This is a genomic window from Jannaschia maritima (assembly GCF_030973515.1).
Taxonomy (GTDB): Bacteria; Pseudomonadota; Alphaproteobacteria; order Rhodobacterales; family Rhodobacteraceae; genus Jannaschia; species Jannaschia maritima.
On record NZ_JARGZA010000021.1, the window covers coordinates 19,373 to 36,815 of the forward strand.

13 protein-coding genes are annotated in these 17,443 nt (G+C 68.8%); 3 read left to right on the forward strand and 10 right to left on the reverse strand.

Annotated elements, in window-relative coordinates; genetic code table 11:
- The first annotated feature begins 2 nt into the window (after positions 1-2).
- The 3 genes from P0084_RS16260 (at position 3) to P0084_RS16270 (ending at position 2,493) form a co-directional block, all read left to right on the forward strand.
- Positions 3-674, forward strand: coding sequence for a class I SAM-dependent methyltransferase (locus P0084_RS16260; RefSeq protein WP_308917932.1), 672 nt, complete (start codon positions 3-5; stop codon positions 672-674).
- Between the two features lie 577 nt (positions 675-1,251).
- On the forward strand, positions 1,252-1,731 hold the full coding sequence (locus P0084_RS18550) for a hypothetical protein (RefSeq protein WP_374213689.1): 480 nt from the start codon (positions 1,252-1,254) through the stop codon (positions 1,729-1,731).
- A 324-nt stretch (positions 1,732-2,055) separates the two neighbouring features.
- Positions 2,056-2,493 carry a hypothetical protein gene (locus tag P0084_RS16270; protein ID WP_308917934.1) on the forward strand — a complete coding sequence of 146 codons (438 nt, stop codon included), beginning with the start codon at positions 2,056-2,058 and terminating at the stop codon, positions 2,491-2,493.
- 472 nt (positions 2,494-2,965) lie between these two features.
- Here P0084_RS16270 and cysG read toward each other — a convergent pair whose 3' ends face one another.
- The 10 genes from cysG to P0084_RS16320 all read right to left on the reverse strand — a co-directional run bounded on the left by cysG (position 2,966) and on the right by P0084_RS16320 (position 16,810).
- Positions 2,966-4,327 carry a siroheme synthase CysG gene (cysG, locus tag P0084_RS16275; RefSeq protein ID WP_308917935.1) on the reverse strand — a complete coding sequence of 454 codons (1,362 nt, stop codon included), beginning with the start codon at positions 4,325-4,327 and terminating at the stop codon, positions 2,966-2,968.
- Entirely contained in the window at positions 4,324-5,286 is a 963-nt protein-coding gene (locus P0084_RS16280) for a glycosyl transferase family protein (protein WP_308917936.1), read from the reverse strand. Before P0084_RS16280 ends, cysG begins: the two co-directional genes overlap by 4 nt.
- Positions 5,283-7,880 carry a nitrate reductase gene (locus tag P0084_RS16285; protein ID WP_308917937.1) on the reverse strand — a complete coding sequence of 866 codons (2,598 nt, stop codon included), beginning with the start codon at positions 7,878-7,880 and terminating at the stop codon, positions 5,283-5,285. Before P0084_RS16285 ends, P0084_RS16280 begins: the two co-directional genes overlap by 4 nt.
- Entirely contained in the window at positions 7,877-8,209 is a 333-nt protein-coding gene (nirD, locus tag P0084_RS16290; protein ID WP_308917938.1) for a nitrite reductase small subunit NirD, read from the reverse strand. The genes P0084_RS16285 and nirD overlap by 4 nt, the downstream gene beginning before the upstream one ends.
- On the reverse strand, positions 8,206-10,632 hold the full coding sequence (gene nirB / locus P0084_RS16295; RefSeq protein WP_308917939.1) for a nitrite reductase large subunit NirB: 2,427 nt from the start codon (positions 10,630-10,632) through the stop codon (positions 8,206-8,208). Before nirB ends, nirD begins: the two co-directional genes overlap by 4 nt.
- Positions 10,629-12,287 (reverse strand): ABC transporter ATP-binding protein, encoded by a 1,659-nt coding sequence (locus P0084_RS16300; RefSeq protein ID WP_308917940.1) that lies wholly within the window; start codon positions 12,285-12,287, stop codon positions 10,629-10,631. The genes nirB and P0084_RS16300 overlap by 4 nt, the downstream gene beginning before the upstream one ends.
- Before the next feature lie 5 nt (positions 12,288-12,292).
- Complete coding sequence (locus tag P0084_RS16305; RefSeq protein ID WP_308917941.1) at positions 12,293-13,369, reverse strand: ABC transporter permease; 1,077 nt, start codon at positions 13,367-13,369, stop codon at positions 12,293-12,295.
- Between the two features lie 106 nt (positions 13,370-13,475).
- Entirely contained in the window at positions 13,476-14,846 is a 1,371-nt protein-coding gene (locus P0084_RS16310; RefSeq protein ID WP_308917942.1) for a CmpA/NrtA family ABC transporter substrate-binding protein, read from the reverse strand.
- A gap of 273 nt (positions 14,847-15,119) precedes the next feature.
- Positions 15,120-16,283: a CmpA/NrtA family ABC transporter substrate-binding protein gene (locus P0084_RS16315; RefSeq protein ID WP_308917943.1), complete on the reverse strand. Its 1,164-nt coding sequence runs from the start codon at positions 16,281-16,283 to the stop codon at positions 15,120-15,122.
- Positions 16,280-16,810 carry an ANTAR domain-containing response regulator gene (locus tag P0084_RS16320; RefSeq protein ID WP_308917968.1) on the reverse strand — a complete coding sequence of 177 codons (531 nt, stop codon included), beginning with the start codon at positions 16,808-16,810 and terminating at the stop codon, positions 16,280-16,282. The genes P0084_RS16315 and P0084_RS16320 overlap by 4 nt, the downstream gene beginning before the upstream one ends.
- Positions 16,811-17,443: the final 633 nt, after the last annotated feature.

Consider the following 17,443-nt stretch of genomic DNA (forward strand, 5'->3'; position numbering starts at 1 on the left):
GGATGGCCGCCCTGTCCTACGTCAAGCGCATGCTCGCGACGCCGACGGGAATGAAGCTGCGCAAGCGGGCCCCGCGCTTCGTGCGACAGGGCTATCGCCTCGCCGCCCAGGTGACGGAGGCCGCCCATCCCTCGCCCGACCTGCCGCCCGAATTGTTCGAGGGCGCGGTCTTCATGCCATCGCGCGAGGCGATCGTGGCCTCCCTGCCGAAGGGCGGCCGCGTGCTGGAGATCGGGACCGACCGCGGCACGTTCGCCGAGTTCATCCTGCGGACGGCCCAACCGGACCGCCTCCACGTGGTCGACCTCGACTATTCGCGGTTCCGCGACGACCTGAAGGCCGACCCCCGGGTCGAGCGGCACGAGGGATTCTCCGCCGAGGTGGTGGCCCGGTTCGAGGATGCCAGCTTCGACTGGATCTACGTCGACGGGGGCCACGACTACCCCGACGTCGTCGCCGACGCGGCGCTCGCGGCGCGCAAGGTCAAGCCCGGCGGCCACGTGATCTTCAACGACTTCGCCCATATCGACCCGAACCTCGGCCGCTACGGCGTCCACCGCGCCGTGTCCGAGTTCCTCCTGGAACGCCGCTGGCGCATCCACGCGATCTCGTTCCACCGCAACGGTCTGTACGACCTGTCCGTGCGGGCCGAGCCGGTGGGGACGGAAGGGTGAGGATGGGAGGGGCGGATGCGGACGGTGATCGGGGTGTGGATCAGCAGCGTATCATCCGCCGAAACCCCTATGGGGGCATTTGATCGGGGGCCGCCCGTGCCATACCCGTCCGGCGCCACCGTCATTCGGATCTACCGCCATGGACCATAATTCCAATCGGAATGCAGAAGATAAGTCGCGCTGGATCGAACGAAATCCGATAAACCGTCCAAGTGAGGTTTGACCGTTGCACGTCCGCGGTATCGACATGACGAGCGCGCCGAAGGCGTCGAAGCCGATCACGGTCTCCGAATGCGAATTCGACGGCGACGTCCTCGCACTGAAGGATTACGGAACGCTCGGGAGCGGGGACGCCTTCCTCGGCGCTCTTCGTCGGCCCGGCCCGTGGATCGCGGGGATCGATTTCCCCTTCGGACAGTCACGGACCTTCCTGGAGAATACGTCCAACGCCGATGATTGGACGCATTACGTCGAGCGGTTCGGTCGGCTCGACCGATCCGAATGGGTTCGCTTCCTCGACGATTACAAACGGGATCGTCCGACCGGGGACAAGCAGCACAAGCGGAAGGTCGACGCGATGGCGGGTGGCGCGAGCCCGCAGACACATTCCTATACGCCCGTCGGCCTGATGTTCCATTTCGCCGCGCCGCTCCTCGTCGAAGCGGACGTGCGCATACCGGGACTGCGGGAGAGCGGGGACCCGGAGCGTGTCGTGGTCGAAGCCTATCCGGGTGTGTTGGTTCGCGATGGCATCGGCAAGGTGTCCTACAAGAACGACATGCCTGCGAAGCAGACCCCGGCGCATCGCGAGGCGAGGGAACGGATCGTCGCCTATCTCCGATCCGACGACTTCAGAAAGACATTCGACTTTACGATCGACCTGCAGGGACATGCGTCGAAGGCCGTCGAGGATCCGACCGGCGACACGATCGACGGCCTGCTTTGCGCGGCGCAGGCAGCGTGGGCCTGGAACATGAGGGACAGGAACTTCGGCTACCCGCCGGATTTCGACCGTCTCGAAGGATGGATCCCTCAACCGACGCTTCGTCGCAACTGACCATCGCGACGCGATGGTTGGGGTTTCGCCCCGTTGCCTGACCCACACTTCGAATGGTGGGCATGGTGCTACGCACCCGACACCTTTGCTTAGCGGTAAGCGGGGCGGCAGGCGCTATCCCGTGCTTGCTGCGCCCGGACGCCACGTGGGCCGGTATGCATAGGGTGCAACTATACCATGTGTTATCCATCCACTGCATCGTTAGATGACGAGTATCTCTCCGACGGACTATGCAGGTTTGGCGAAGGCGCCTAGCGAGCGAAAGGTGCCAGTCACACCGCGGAACATCGAGCGAAACCCGATGAACATTCCGGCAGGGGCACGATGAAGAAGGAAAGCTTCGGCGAATGGCTAGCCGCATCCTGGATACTCAGCCTGCTCGCCTTTTCTCTGCTCATCGCCATCGTCTCGCCGACGCTCGATCTATTGCGGGGCGGTCTTCGGTCTTTTGGGGAAGCGTTCGGCCAGGCGTTCATCGCGTTTTGGTTCAGTTTCTTCGGCGGGCTCTTCATCTCGATTCCCGCCCTCTTGATCGGTGGCCCCGTCGCGGGGATAGTTTGGGCCGTTCTGGAAGATGTCGAGCCACCGAAGACCCGCGCGTTCGAGCGGGGATTCTATTGCACCCTGAGCATAGGTCTCGTGCTATTCGCCGCTCAGATGTTTTGGTCCGGCCTGACAACCTATCTTATCATAGTTCTTTGCATGGGTATCATCGGACCGATGGTTTCCGTCAGTCAATCGACACCGGACGATGCGACGTAACGGGTGATCGCAGGGCGGGCGCCACCCTGCCTACTCTACGGACCCCTACGGATCATCCACCATACGCCCTACTGCCCCGCCCCGGGCTCGACGCGGGCCCTCCGCCCTCCACGACCGATGTCGTCGCGGCAGTTCGACGACCGATGGACCAGCAGCCGTAAGGTGGGTGAAACCCACCGCGATCCTACTCCGAAAACTGGGTATCCAAGACATGTGGTTGGATAGTCCGTCCACTGTTCGTTCTCGTACCTTCGAGATAAGTGGTTGGATCGACGATGCTGCCACCGTAGCCGCCCCGGCGCGACGACGTCGGGGAACGCGGCGTGCATGACGGGACGGACGGCTCGACCGTTCCCGACAAGCCTGGACCCGCGCCGCCGGACGTTCCGAACGGTCCGAAGCATCCTTACGGAACGGGACAGATGTTCCGAGGGGCCGTACCGTGGGGGTGCACCCCGTGAGGCGACCTCGATTACGCCGCCTGGCTGTCGATGGCCCTCCGCTTCGAATGGCGCAGCAGCAGCAGGGCCGGGGCGTCGATCGGTTCGGACCCCAACGATGCCAGGTCGGTGCGGTGGAGGCGTTCGCGCCGCGTCGTGACGGCTCCGGCGATCTCCACCTCCACCGAACCGGGCAGGCCCGCGTCCCGCAGGATGGTCGCGATCTCGTCCGCCCGTCCCGCCGCCATGTAGAGCGCCAGCGTCGTCCCGGGGGATAGCATCGCGGCCCAATCGGGGTCGGCGTCGCCGAGGCGGCAGGTGCCCGTGGCGATGACCAGCCGGTCGGTTTCGCCCCGTTCTGTAAGCGGACGGCCGAGCGCCGCCGCCGCCGCCGAAGCCGCGGTGACGCCGGGAATGATCTCGCACGGGATCCCCGCGGCTTCGGCAGCGGCCATCTCTTCGCTGGCCCGGCCGAAGATGGAGGGATCGCCTGACTTCAAGCGCACGACGCGGCGGCCCTTGCGCGCTTCGGCGACGATGGCACGGTCGATCCGTTCCTGCGGCCAGGCATGAGCGCCGGTCGCCTTTCCGGCGAAGACACGTTCTGCGTCGCGTCGCGCCAATTCCAGGACGTCCGGATCGACCAGGCGGTCGTAGAAGATGACGTCCGCCTCCTGCAGTCGCCGTACGGCGCGCATCGTCAGCAGGTCGCGCGCACCCGGTCCCGCTCCTACGAGGTCGATGCGTCCCCCCGCCTCCTCATCCGGCCCGCCCGCGCGGATCGCGGCCTTGAGCGCGGCGGCCGTCTCCCGCTCCGCGCCCGACCGGAACCGTTGCCAGGGCCCTTCCATCGCCCAAGCCCAGAAGGCGCGGCGACGGGACGGCGCGACGTGGCGGGCGACCGAGGTGCGCAGCCGCCCCGCGAGCGCGGCGAAGGCGCCGAGGCGCGGGTCGAGCATCCCTTCGATTTCCGTCTTGATGCGCCGCGCCAGGACGGGGGCCGTCCCTTCCGTCCCGATGGCGACGACGACCGGGTCGCGGTCCACGATGGACGGCGTGGTCGCGTCGCAGAGCGCGGGGCGGTCCACGACGTTGACGAGGGCCCCCGCCTCCTTGGCGAGCGCGTGGAGACAGGCATCCGCGCCCGGGCTGCCGGTGCAGACGAAGACGAGGGCGGCGCCTTCGAAGGCGGCGGGCGAGACGGGCCCGGTCCGATGGACGGCGCGTCCGGCGGCCACGGCGGCGGCGATCTCCTCGTCGATGGCGGGCGCGAGGATCTCGATCCGCGCCTCGGTCTTCAGCATCAGGCGCATCTTCTGCGCCGCCGCCTCGCCGCCACCGGCGATCACCACGCGGCGGCCGGACAGGGCGAGGAACATTGGAAAGGACTTCATGCGGCCTCCGGGATCGTTCGGCCGGCCCAGAGGTCGGCCGGATCGGCGTCGAGGCCCGCCGTCTCCAGCGCGAGGGCGGCGGTGCCCAACACGACCGCCTCAGCGAACGGGTCGCGTAGCGCGCCGGACCACAGGGCCGCCAGCGCCGAAGCGCCGTGGGTGTCGTCGGCAAGGCGGCGATGCGCGTCCATCAGCGGTGGCAGGTCGCGGACGAAGGGGCCGCCGTCGCGGAGCCCGTCGATCTGGGCGGGCTTACCCGGATGACGCTCGAACTCGCCCCCGCCGCCCTTCAGGACGGTGAGGTTTGATAAACCCAGTAGGGCGGCGCTTTCCACGGCCAGCATGCGGTAGGGCGGGTGGAACACGCCCTGGACCGAAGCGTGCGCGCCCCCCGGGTTCAAGGCCCGCGCGGCTGTGTTGAGAGGAGAGCGCAAGCCCAGGACCGTACGCAGGCGCAACAGGTCCACCAAGGTCGGCAACGCAGCCTCCGCGGGAAGGTAGGCGATGCGGTCCGCGCTCAGGATCGCGGCGGCGTCCTCCATGGACCGCGCCGCGCGGATGCCGGCATGAGGTAGGGCGGCTCGCAGGTCGGCCCGCGCGCCCTGATGGCTGTTCCACCCGTGCAGCAGGACCGTGCCCCCGGCTTGCGCGACCAACCGTGCGGCCAGCAGGAACCAGGGCACACCGCGCGTCCGCCCGGCGGCATAGCTTGGCCAATCCAGCAGCGGTGCTGGACCGGGCCAGTCTGGTAGGGCGGCCCGCAGGCCCCGCGTCAGGCCCGCGACCTCTTCCGCGCTTTCGCTTCGGTAGCGCATCAGCATCAGGAGCGCGCCCACGGCCTCGGGCTCCGCCGCGCCGGAGAGGATGAGGCGCATGGCGTCCTCCGCCTCGGCCTGCGCCAGATGGCGCGACCGGCCGGGCCCCCGGGCGAGGGCGGCGACATAGGGCGCGAGGCTCATTCCGCGGCCTCCAGGGGGGCGTGCGCGGCGAGGATGGCGGCGATCTCGGGGCGGCAGGAGCCGCAGGCGGTGCCCGCGCCCGTCGCCGCGCCGATGCCTTCGACCTCGCGCGCGCCGCAGGCCGCGATGGTGTTCGCGCCCACACCCAGGCAGGCGCATACGGTGGGGCCGGGATCGGGCCGGGCGCCGGCCGGACGCCCGGCGAGGGGGCTGTCCTCGGTCCCCAGGAGGGCCGCGACGTGTCCGCGCTGCACCGCGACTGGGCCGGGCGCAACGAAGAGCGCGCCGGCCAGGAGGCCGTCCAGGCGGTAGGCGAGGCGATGACGGCCCGACGCGGCGTCGCGCACCTGCGACAGGTCCGCGGCCGCGACGCCCAGGACGCGGCGCGCCAGGACGTCCCAGTCGGCCACGGGGGCGGTGCCAGCCATCTCGACCTGCCAGCCCGCCTCGGTCCGAGCCCTGGCCCAGTAGGTGCCTGGGAGCGCATCGAGGTCGGGCCTTCGCAGGGAGACGGCGTAGGCGAACCACGCGGCGGGCCAGGCCCGGACCTCCACGCGCGCGGATTTCGATGCGGGCTGGCCCGAGACGGGGTCGGTCGTGGCCGGCACCAGGCGGGAGATGCAGGCCTGCGCAGCCGTCTCGGCGGACCAGTGGATCGGGGCGAAGGCGTCGCCGGGCCGCACCCGGTCTGTCACCAGCGCGCGCAGGAGCGCCGTGCCGCCATGTCCTGCGACCTCGATCACGGAGGCGGGCGCGATGCCGTGCGCGGCGGCGTCCGCGGGGTGCAGCTCCAGGTAGGGTTCGGCGATATGGGCCGAGAGCCTCGCCGCGGCGCCCGTGCGGGTCATGGTGTGCCATTGGTCGCGCACCCGGCCTGTGTTAAGGCGCAGGCCGCGGGCCTCGGGCGCGGCGGGGGCGCGGACCGGCACCATGCGTGCGCGTCCGTCGGGGGTGAAGAACCGGCCGTCGCCGAAGAACCGGCCGCCCCGGCGCGCCGCCGTCACCGGCCAGCGGACCGGGGCCAGCGCGTCGTATTCGGCGTCCGAGACGTCGCGGAGGCCTGAGATGTCGAAGTCCGATCCGAGCGATGCGGCGATGCCCGAGAGGGCGGCATGCTCGCGGAAGATCTCCGCCGGGCCGGCATAGTCGAAGGCGGGTCCGTGCCCCAGCCGCGTGGCTAGGTCGGCGAAGATCGCCCAGTCGGCCCGCGCCTCCCCCGGCGGCGGCAGCACCGTGCGCTGGCGCGAGATGCAGCGTTCGGAGTTCGTGACGGTCCCATCCTTCTCTCCCCAGCCGAGGGCGGGCAGCAGGACATGCGCCAACCGGGCCGTATCCGTGCAGGCGGTCACGTCCTGGACGACGACCAGGGGACAGGCCGCCAGCGCTGCGCGGACCCTACCGCTGCCGGGCAAGCTGACGGCCGGGTTCGTGCACGCGATCCAGATCGCCTTGATCCGCCCGTCGGCCACGCGCTCGAACATCTCGACCGCCTTCGGCCCATCGGCCTGCGGCATCGCGGGCGCGTTCCAGAAGGCTTGGACCGCGGCACGGTGCGCGGGGTCCGTCAGCGATAGATGGCAGGCCAGGGTATTGGCCAGGCCCCCCACTTCGCGCCCCCCCATCGCGTTCGGCTGACCCGTGACGGAGAAGGGTCCGCAACCGGGCCGCCCGATCCGCCCGGTGGCCAGGTGGCAGTTGATGATGGCCGACACCGTGTCGGTCCCCTGCTCGGACTGGTTCACGCCCTGGCTGAAGACGGTCACGACCTTCTCCGTTCGGGTCCACAGGCGCAGGAACGCGGCGAGGTCCGGGGGCGTCAGACCCGTCCGGTCCGGCCCCACGCGCGCCGCGTCCAGCGCGGCGTCGAAGCCCCCGACATGGGCCAGGATCCATTCGGCGTCCACGGCACCGTTTTCGTGCAGATGGGCCAGAAGGCGGTTGAACAGCGCCGCATCGCCGCCGGGCGCGATCCGCAGGTCCAGGTCCGCGATCTCCGACGTCGCCGTCCGGCGCGGGTCGATGTTGACCACGCGCATGTCCGGCCGCGCATCCCGCGCCGCGCGCAGGCGCTGGAACAGGACCGGATGGCACCAGGCGAGGTTCGAGCCCACCAGCACCACCAGGTCCGCCTGCTCCAGATCGTCGTATTGCCCCGGCACCGTGTCGGTCCCGAAGGCGCGTCTGTGTCCCGCGACCGTCGACGCCATGCACAGACGGCTGTTGGTGTCGATGTTCGCCGTGCCCACGAAGCCCTTCGCCAGTTTGTTGACGACGTAGTAATCCTCCGTCAGCAACTGCCCGGACACGTAGAAGGCCACCGCGTCCGGCCCATACTCCGCAATGGTGCGGGCGAAGCCGCCCGCCGCCCGGTCCATTGCGGCGTCCCACGACGCGCGGCGACCGTCCACGACGGGGTGCAGGAGCCGGTCCTCCAGCCCGACCGTCTCGCCCAGGGCGGCGCCCTTGGAACAGAGCCGTCCGTGGTTGGCCGGATGGTCGGTGTCCCCCGAGACGGCCAACCCGTCCGGTCCCGGCTCGGCCACCACGCCGCAGCCGACGCCGCAATAGGCGCAGGTGGTGCGGATCCCCGTCACGCCGCGCTCGCGCGGGCGAGGCGGCTGGCGTCGATCAGGATGCGCCCGCCCTCGACGCGGCAGGGATAGGTGGGCACCGTCCCCTCGTCCGCGCCCATGGCGCGTCCGGTGTTCAGGTCGAACACCCAGTTGTGCAGCGGACAGGTGACCGACTGGCCGTGGACGATGCCTTCGGACAGGGGCCCGCCCTTGTGCGGGCATCGGTCGTCCAGCGCGTAGACGTCGTCCCCGCCGGTGCGGAAGACGGCGACGCAGCCCTGCGCCGTCGTCAGCTTCCGGGCCCCGCGGGCGGGGATCTCGTCCAGCGCCGCGATGTCGATCCAGTTCATTCGGCGGCCTCCAGGGCGAGGGACGCGACCGGACGGTAGCGTTCGGCCTGCGCCGCCGCGTGCCGCGCCCAGGGGTCGTGGCGATAGACCGATTGCGACAGCTCGAACCGATCGACGAGCGCCCGCCGCTCATCCGGGTCCTCGATCTGCGCGCGCACCCAGTCCATCCCGACCTTGGCCAGCCACTTGTAAATGCGGTCGAGATACTTGGCGTTTTCGCGGTAGACCTGGATCACCGCCTTGATTACCTGGATCGTCTCTGCCTCCGTAGGGACCTGAATCAGAAACTCCGTCTCCTTGACGTCCATGCCCGCGGCCCCGCCGATCGAGACTTGGTAGCCGCTGTCGACGCAGACCACGCCGATGTCCTTGCACGTCGCCTCCGCGCAGTTGCGCGGGCAGCCGGACACGCCGAGCTTGAGCTTGTGGGGCGTCCAGGATCCGTGGAGCGTCTTCTCCAGCGCGATGCCCAGACCCGTAGAATCCTGCGTCCCGAACCGGCAATGGTCGGTTCCAACGCACGTCTTCACCGTCCGCAGCCCCTTGGAATAGGCGTAGCCCGAAACCATTCCCGCTTCGTTCAGGTCGCGCCAGATCGCGGGCAGATCCTCGCCCCGCACGCCCAGGAGGTCGATGCGTTGGCCACCCGTCACCTTCACGGTGGGGACGTGGTACTTGTCGGCGGCGTCCGCGATGGCGCGGAGTTCGTCGGGCGTCGTGACCCCGCCCCACATCCGTGGCACGACGCTGAACGTGCCGTCCTCCTGGATGTTGGCGTGTTTGCGTTCGTTGATGAAGCGGCTCTGCGGGTCGTCGGCGTAGTCCAGCGGCCAGTCGGCCAGCAGGTAGAAGTTCAGGGCGGGGCGGCACGTATGGCAGCCGTCCACGGTCTTCCAGCCCAGTTCTTGCCAGACGGCCGGCATGGTCTTGAGCGCCTGCGACTTGATGAGCCGCCGCACCTCCTCGTGGGTGAGGTCGGTGCAGCCGCAGACGGGCTGCACGGCGGGCGCCGCCGCCCCCGTCTGCGCGGCGATCAGCTGCTCGACGAGCCCCGTGCAGGTGCCGCAGGACGCGCTAGCCTTGGTGTTGGCCCGCACGCCGCCCAGGTCGACGGCGCCGCCCTCGATGGCCGCCACGATGGTTCCCTTGCAAACGCCGTTGCAACCGCAGATCTCCGCATCATCCGGCAAGGCTGCAACGGCCGCCATAGGGTCCGCTTGGCCCCCCCCCTGATAGGCCGGTCCGAAAATCAGGGTCTCGCGCATATCGGTGATGTCGGTCCGGTCTTTGATAAGCTGGAAGAACCAGGCGCTGTCGGCGGTGTCGCCATACATCACCGCGCCCACCACGCGGTCCTGCTGCAGCACCAAGCGCCGGTACACCCCGCGCGACGGGTCGCGCAGGACGATGTCCTCGCGCCCTTCGCCCTCCGCGAAGTCGCCCGCGCTGAACAGGTCGCAGCCGGTCACCTTCAGCTTGGTGGACAGCTCCTTGGGGACGAAGGCCGCGTCCTCGCCGGTCAGCGTCGCCGCCACGACCTTGGCCTGGTCGTAGAGCGGCGCGACAAGACCGAAGAGCGCGCCGTCGTGCTCCACGCATTCGCCCACCGCCAGCACGTCCGCGTCGGACGTGACCATGCGGTCGTCCACCTGGATGCCCCGGCCCACCGCCAGCCCAGCACGCTTCGCGACCGCGACGTTGGGGCGGATCCCCACCGCCATCACGAGGAGGTCGCAAGCCAGCTCGGTCCCGTCGTCGAGCATCAGCGCGCGGACATGGCCGCCGTCGCCGAGGATCTCCGTGGAATTGGCCGAGCAGCGCACCGTGATGCCCTTCTCCACCAGCGCCTTGCGCAGCAGGTAGCCCGCCGCCTCGTCCAACTGCCGTTCCATCAGGTGCGGGTTTATGTGGATGACGGTGACGTCGGCGCCGCGCGCGGCCATGCCCGCCGCCGCCTCGAGGCCCAGGAGCCCCCCGCCGATGACGACGACGCGGCGGCCCGCGCCCATCGCCATCATCCGTTCCGTGTCCTCCAGGTCCCGGTAGGCGATCACGCCGTCGAGGTCGTGGCCGGGCAGGGGGATCATGAACGGGTCGGAGCCGGTCCCGATCAGCAGCTTGTCGTAGGCCACGACGTCGCCGGTCTCGGACGTGACGGTCTTGGCTGCCCGGTCCACCGACGCGACGCGCGTGCCGAACCGGCACTCCACGCCATGCGCCTCGTACCAAGCGGCGTCGTGGATCACGATGTCCTCGTAGGCCTTCTCGCCCGACAGGACGGGGGAAAGCATGATGCGGTCATAGTTGCCGCGGGGTTCGGCGTTGAAGAGCGTGACGGACCATCGGCCCGGCTCGCGTTCGAACAGATGTTCCAGGGCGCGGCCCGTGGCCATGCCCGCGCCGACGACGACGAGTCGCTTCATGCCGCCTTCTCCGCTTTCGGTTTGGGGGTCGCCCCGTGTTCGTACGCCTCCAGGAAATCCAGGACCTCTTGCCGGTAGGCGTAATAGTCGGGGTGTTCGAGCAGCGCCGCGCGGGTGCGGGGGCGGGGCAGGTCGACGTCGAGAATCTTACCGATGGTCGCCTGCGGTCCGTTCGTCATCATCACGACGCGGTCGGCCAGCAGGATCGCCTCGTCCACGTCGTGCGTGACGCAGATGGCCGTGACCTTGGTGCGTTCCCACACCTCCATCAGCACTTCCTGTAGCTCCCAGCGGGTGAGGCTGTCGAGCATGCCGAACGGCTCGTCGAGGAGCAGGAGCTTGGGCGACAGGGCGAAGGCGCGGGCGATGCCGACCCGCTGCTTCATCCCGTTCGAGAGATCGGCGGCGGGCTTGTCCATCGCGTTCCCCAGGCCGACGCGTTCGAGGTAGTACTCCACCACCTCCCGGCGCTCGGCGCGTGACGCGCGGGGATAGACCTTGTCCACGCCGACGGCGACGTTCTCCGCAGCCGTCAACCAGGGGAACAGTGATGGGGACTGGAACACCACGGCCCGTTCCGGGTCCGCCCCCATCACATGCCGTCCGTCCAGCTTGATCGCGCCCTTGGAGATCGCGTTGAGGCCGGCGGCCATCGTCAGCACGGTGGACTTGCCGCAGCCCGAATGCCCGATCAGCGAGACGAACTCGCCCCGGTCCATCTTCAGGTCGAAATCCTCTACGACCGTCAGCGGCCCCTTAGGCGTCGGATAGACCTTGTGCAGTTGGCTGAAGTCGAGGAACCGCTGGTCGATAAGGCCCCCAGTCGCCTTGGCCTGGGCCATCGGCACGCCGTGGATCGGGGTCACGTCCGGCAGCGTCCGCGCGCCGCCCGATTGCGCCGCTTCCCCCAGCTCCATCAGGTGGCGCGTGACCTCGGCCCGCAGGCGCTTGAAGCCCGCGTGATGGTTCATCTCGCCCCTGTCACGGGGGCGCGGGATGTCGACCTGGAAGGCGCGGCCCAACGTCCCGTCGGGCCGCAGCGCCACGATCCGATCGGCCAGCACGATGGCCTCGTCCACGTCGTTGGTCACGAGCACGCAGGTCTGCCGTTCGGCCCGCCAGATCGCCTCGATCTCGGAGGCCAGGTTGCCACGCGTCAGCGCGTCGAGCGCGGAGAGCGGCTCGTCCAGCAGCAGCACCTCGGGGTTCATCGCCAGCGCGCGCGCCACGTTGACCCGCTGGCGCATGCCCCCCGACAGCTCCGCCGGGCGGCGCGCGGCGGCGTGGGACAGGCCCACCATCGCCACGTACTTCGCCACGCGCGCATCGGTCTCCGCGCGGCCTAGTCCGGGGAACACGGCCTCCACGGCCAGGCGCACGTTCCCCGCCACCGTGAGCCACGGCATCAGCGAGTAGGACTGGAAGATCACGCCCCGTTCAGGGCCTGGCCCCCGGATTGGGGCGCCCTTGAACAGCGCCTCGCCCGAGGTCGGGGCCTGCAGGCCCGCGAGCAGGTTGATCAGGGTGGTCTTGCCGGTGCCCGAAAAGCCCAGCAGGACGACGAACTCGCCTTCGGGCACGTCGAGGTCGATGCCGCGCAGGACCGGCGTATCCCCGTGCGAAACGGCGGCGTTCTTCAGCGTCAGGATCCCCATGCCGCTCACCGGTTCGCCGAGAAGGTGAAGGCCGCCTGAATTGCGAACATCAGCCGGTCGAGGAGGAAGCCGATGATGCCGATGGTGAGCACCGCGACCATGATCCGGGCCAGCGACTGGGACGATCCGTTCTGGAACTCGTCCCAGACGAACTTCCCAAGCCCCGGGTTCTGCGCCAGCATCTCGGCAGCGATCAGGACCATCCAGCCGACGCCGAGCGACAGGCGCAGGCCAGTGAAGATCAAGGGCAAGGCGGAGGGCAGGACCAGCTTTCGGATCTTGGCCCACGTGCCCATCTTCAACACCTTCGAGACGGCGACGAGATCGCGGTCGATGGAGGCTACGCCGAGTGCGGTGTTGATCAGCGTCGGCCAGAGCGAGCAGAGCGTCACCGTGATAGCCGAGACCAGGAACGACTTGGCGAAGAGCCCGTCGTTGGTCGCATAGACGGCGGAGACGACCATCGTGACGATGGGCAGCCAGGCCAGCGGCGAGACCGGCTTGAAGATCTGGATCAGCGGGTTGAGCGCCGCGTTGGCGGTGCGCGACAGGCCCGCCAGGATGCCCAGCGGCACGGCGAGGATGGTGGCGATCAGGAAGCCGAAGAAGACGGTCCCGATGCTCGTCGCGATCTGGTCGTAGTAGGACGGCGCGCCGGTATAGGCCCGCTCGACCGGTTCCTGCCCGCTCGCGGCGCGACGTTCGTTCAGGGTCGCCACCTGCTCCTGGAAGCGCGCCTCGGACGCGGCCTTGCGGCTCGCGTCCTCGTGCAGCGCGATGGCCTGCTCCCAGACCTGCGCGGGGCCGGGCACCGCGCCCAGCGACGTCTGCACTTGCGGCGCCAGCAAGCCCCACGCGACGAGGAAGCCCAGGATGGCCAGGAGGGGCACGCCGGCCAGACGCCAGATCTCGTGCGCCTGACGCTTCGGGTCGTCGCCGGCCGCGGCGCGCAGCATCGGCGTCAGCCAGCCCAGGCCGGCAACGGACAGCCAGGCGTCGGCGCGGTTGATGCGGGTGAACCACACGGCGCGACGGGCCTCCCGGTGGTTCGCTTCGATGGTGTCTGGATCGACGGCGGTCATGATGGGTCTCCGCGAATGCCGCGCTGCGGCGATGTCTGGGAATGGATGGGGGCGTCCGACGGGCGGTGGGACGACGGGGCGTAGCCGCCCCGCCGTCCCGCGCCGGTCAGCCCTGGACCTCGTCACCCACGACGACCTGATCGCCCTTCAGCCCGATGGGCAGGCTGTCGAGGTAGGCGTTGGGCGCGCGGCCGTCATAGGCGATGCCGTCGATGATGTCCTCGGCGGGGGTGGGCGCCTTGTAGCCGTCACTATTCCAGGGGAAGTCGGCTTCGTCGGCCAAGCCTTCGTCCACCAGCATCCGCGCTGCTTCCAGGTAGACATCCGGCCGGTACACCTTCTCCGCCGTCTCGAAGTACCAATCGTCGGATTTAGGCTCGGCGATCTGACCCCAGCGGCGCATCTGGGTCAGGTACCAGACCGCGTCCGAATAGAAAGGATAGGTCGCGTTGTAGCGGAAGAAGACATTGAAGTCGGGCACATCGCGCACATCGCCCTTCTCGTATTCGAAGGTGCCGGTCATCGAGTTCGCGATCACCTCCGCATCGGCGCCGACATATTCGGGCCGGGCCAGCATCTCGACGGCTTCCATACGGTTGGCGTTGTCGTTCTTGTCAAGCCAGATCGCCGCGCGGATCAGCGCCTTGGTCACCGCAAGCGCGGTGTTCGGGTTCTCCTCCACGAAGGCGGCCGTCATGCCGAACACCTTCTCCGGGTTGTTCTTCCAGATCTCGTAATCGGTGATGACCGGGACGCCGATCCCCTTGAACACGGCCTGCTGGTTCCAGGGTTCGCCCACGCAGTAGCCGTGGATCGTGCCCGCTTCCAACGTCGCGGGCATCTGCGGCGGCGGCGTCACGGACAGAAGGACGTCCGCCGCGACCTGGCCGGTGGCGTCCCCGTCGCCGTAGTAGCCGGGGTTCAACCCGCCCGCCGCCAGCCAGTAGCGCAACTCGTAGTTATGGGTGGAGACGGGGAAGACCATGCCCATCTTGAAGGGCTCGCCCCGCGCGTTGAAAGCCTCGACGACCGGGGCGAGGTACTCGGCCCCGATCGGGTGCTGCACGCGCCCGTCGTCCATGACGGGAATCGAGGGCTTCATCATGTCCCAGACCTCGTTGGAGACGGTGATCCCGTTGCCGTTGAGGTCCATCGAGAAGGGCGTGACGATGTGGGCTTCCGTCCCGTAGCCGATGGTCGCGGCGAGGGGCTGGCCCGCGAGCATGTGCGCGCCTTGCAGCTCGCCCGAGATGACGCCGTCGAGCAGGACCTTCCAGTTCGCCTGTGCCTCCAGGGTGACGAACAGCCCTTCGTCCAGAAAGTAGCCCTGCTCGTAGGCGACCGCGAGCGGGGCCATGTCGGTCAGTTTGATGAAGCCGAACTTCAGCTCGTCGACCTCCAGGTCGAGCATCTGCGCGAAGGCGGGGCAGGCAAGGGCGGTGGCGGACAGCAGTCCGGCGGCGACGTGACGGATCATGGCGTTCCTCGGGGTCGTGGTCCCTGCGGGACCATGGAATTGGAAAAGGCCGCACGACGACTTCCGCACCGGTGACGGTGCGCGAAGGGTCGAGCGGCCATGCTCGGGGGCGGCCCGCATCATGGGGCCCGAGGACCGGATGGGCGTCGTTGCCAACCCGGCGTTGCCCGTTTGGTGCCATGGGCCCGTTCCGATCCGCAAGCGCCGGCCCCCGAATCCAGTCCGTTTTCTGCATCGCGGCATCGCACGGCGCCGCGATTGCATAAAATTGCGTCAGTCGCTCGGTAAAGGTTCGAAGACTTGGCCGTCGAAGAACGAATCCGGCCCAAGGGTGAGCGTACCGCGATGCGAGGCGACCGGCGTCGGACCGGAAAGCGCACCTTCGATCTTGCTGGATGCGCCCGGCAGGTCCGAGACCACGTCCTGCAGGAACCGCCGGTAGAGGTCGGAGCGGAACGCCCGCCGTCCCGCCGCCTGCGCCCATCCGCGGTCCAGATCGTGCCGCCGCGCCAGCCGGTCCGCGATCCATGCCCCCTGGCTGCGCCAAGGAAAGGCCGCGGCGCCGGCGTGGAACCGTAGCAACCCCGGCACGACTGCATGACCGGTCCCCGTCGATAGGCGCCCACTCAGGGCACGCTCGATCAGTTCCGAGGGGAGGTCGAGTGCGCCCGGGCGGGCAAGCATGTCGGCCGCCAAGCCCATGTTGGCCGGAACGTCCAGCCATCGCGCGGCCCGGTGCAAGGCCCGCAGCAAGGCGCGGGCCAAATCCGGTTCCGCTTCCGCCCAACCTACACGGGCTGCCAAGACCTTCTCGGGCGCTTGGGCCCAGATGGCGCTGCCGGGCAGCACCAGAACGCCCGCACCGCGATCGACGGTCCAGGACCCCCAGGGTTCTCCGACGCAGAAGGCGTCGATCTCCCCCGCCGCCAGCGCGTCGGTCATCAGGGGTGGGGGTACGGTGCGAACCTGGATCGCATTCGGTCGGTTCGGCGGACCGCATTGGTCCAACCAATAATGCAGAAGTTCCGCATGCATCGAGAAGGGGAAGGGCACGCCGATCCGCACGGGCGCGCGTTCCGCGGCCGACAGCAACGCCGCACCGGCCGCGTGGGCGTCGCCGAAGGGCAACGCGCCCAAGCGGTCCGACAACGCCTGCGAGAGGCCGATGACGTCGCCGTTCACCGAAAGAACCTGCAGCGCCTCCACTTCCCCCGGCACGCCGCCCAGGCCAAGCGCCATGGCCACCGGCATGACCGACAGCATCTGCGCGGCCGCAACGCGTCCGGATGTCAGCGTGTCACGCAGGGCAGACCAGCTCGGCTCGGCGACCAGATCCAGGGCCAGCCCCTCGGCCTCCGCGAAACCCAAGTCGCGCGCGACGATCAGCGGCGCCGCGTCGACCAGGCGCAGATGTGCGATTCGAAGGGGCACATTCATCCCAACAGGTCCGCGGCGGTGACCAAGGCCTGGGCGACGTCGGGAATCCGCTTGTTCTGGCTCATGGCCGCGCGGCGCAACAGGGCGTATGCCTCGTCCTCGGACACGCCCCGCGCCTTCATCAGCAACCCCTTCGCGCGGTCGATGACCTTGCGCTCCTCCAACGCTCGGCGCGTGGCCTCGAGTTCTGCGCGCATCCGCTGGATCATCCCGAAGCGCGCAGTGGCCGCGTCTAAGACCGGCTTGATGCGCTCTGCCGTCAAGCCCGCCACGACGTAAGCTGAAAGGCCCGCTTCAATCGCGGTTTCCGCGAGCCCGTCCTCGCTCTCGTCCACGAACAGAGCAACTGGCCGCTGGAGGGGCGCAGAGGCTAGCGCCAGGTCCTCGATCATATCGCGCGATGGGCTTCTGAGATCGACTAGGACGAGATCCGGCGCTGCCTCGGCCACGCGCCGTGCGAGACCCGATGCCTGGTCCACGACCATCACATCGTATGAACCCGCCGTGCGCAACGCGTCCACGATCATCAGGGCGCGGTCCCGGTCGGGCTCGACCACCACGACTTTGAGGTCGCGGGAGGGGTCCGGATGATCGGTCACCCCCATCGGGAATCATCGAGGCGGTCCGGAGGCAAGGCGGATGCGCGGTAGCAGATATCGGGCGTAGGTAATGCGCACCTGCCGGCCCGTCCCGGGGGCAGGTTGCCGGCGATTTCGGCAGGATGGAAACGCTGCGTCCGCCGTCGCATACTGGGGAGGGCCACGACATCCGTCCGCCAAATGCAAGCAAGCGTTATAGCCGGTCTCGAATGGTCGAAACGAGCTACGGCGCATGGAAGCATTTACATGAAAGAGTGTATTAGCCGGGGCGGCGCACAACGAAGAATTTCGCTACGATGCTGAAAAGTCAGGCATGTCCCAGCTGGGTCGTCGGCGGGCGTGAAACAGTTCCACGTCTATAGCCTAGCGGCGCATTCACTGCTGCGTTCCCACCACAGAGGGTTGCGGTCGCGATTGACCTCGGTCCGCGGTTTTGACCACATATTCTGGATACCCCGAAAACTTAGGCGTCGGTGGGTTTCACCCACCTTACGGCACCGGATCTCGGCCATCCCGACGCGATGCTATCCGACGTCGAACCGTCCGATCCGCACGGCGGCA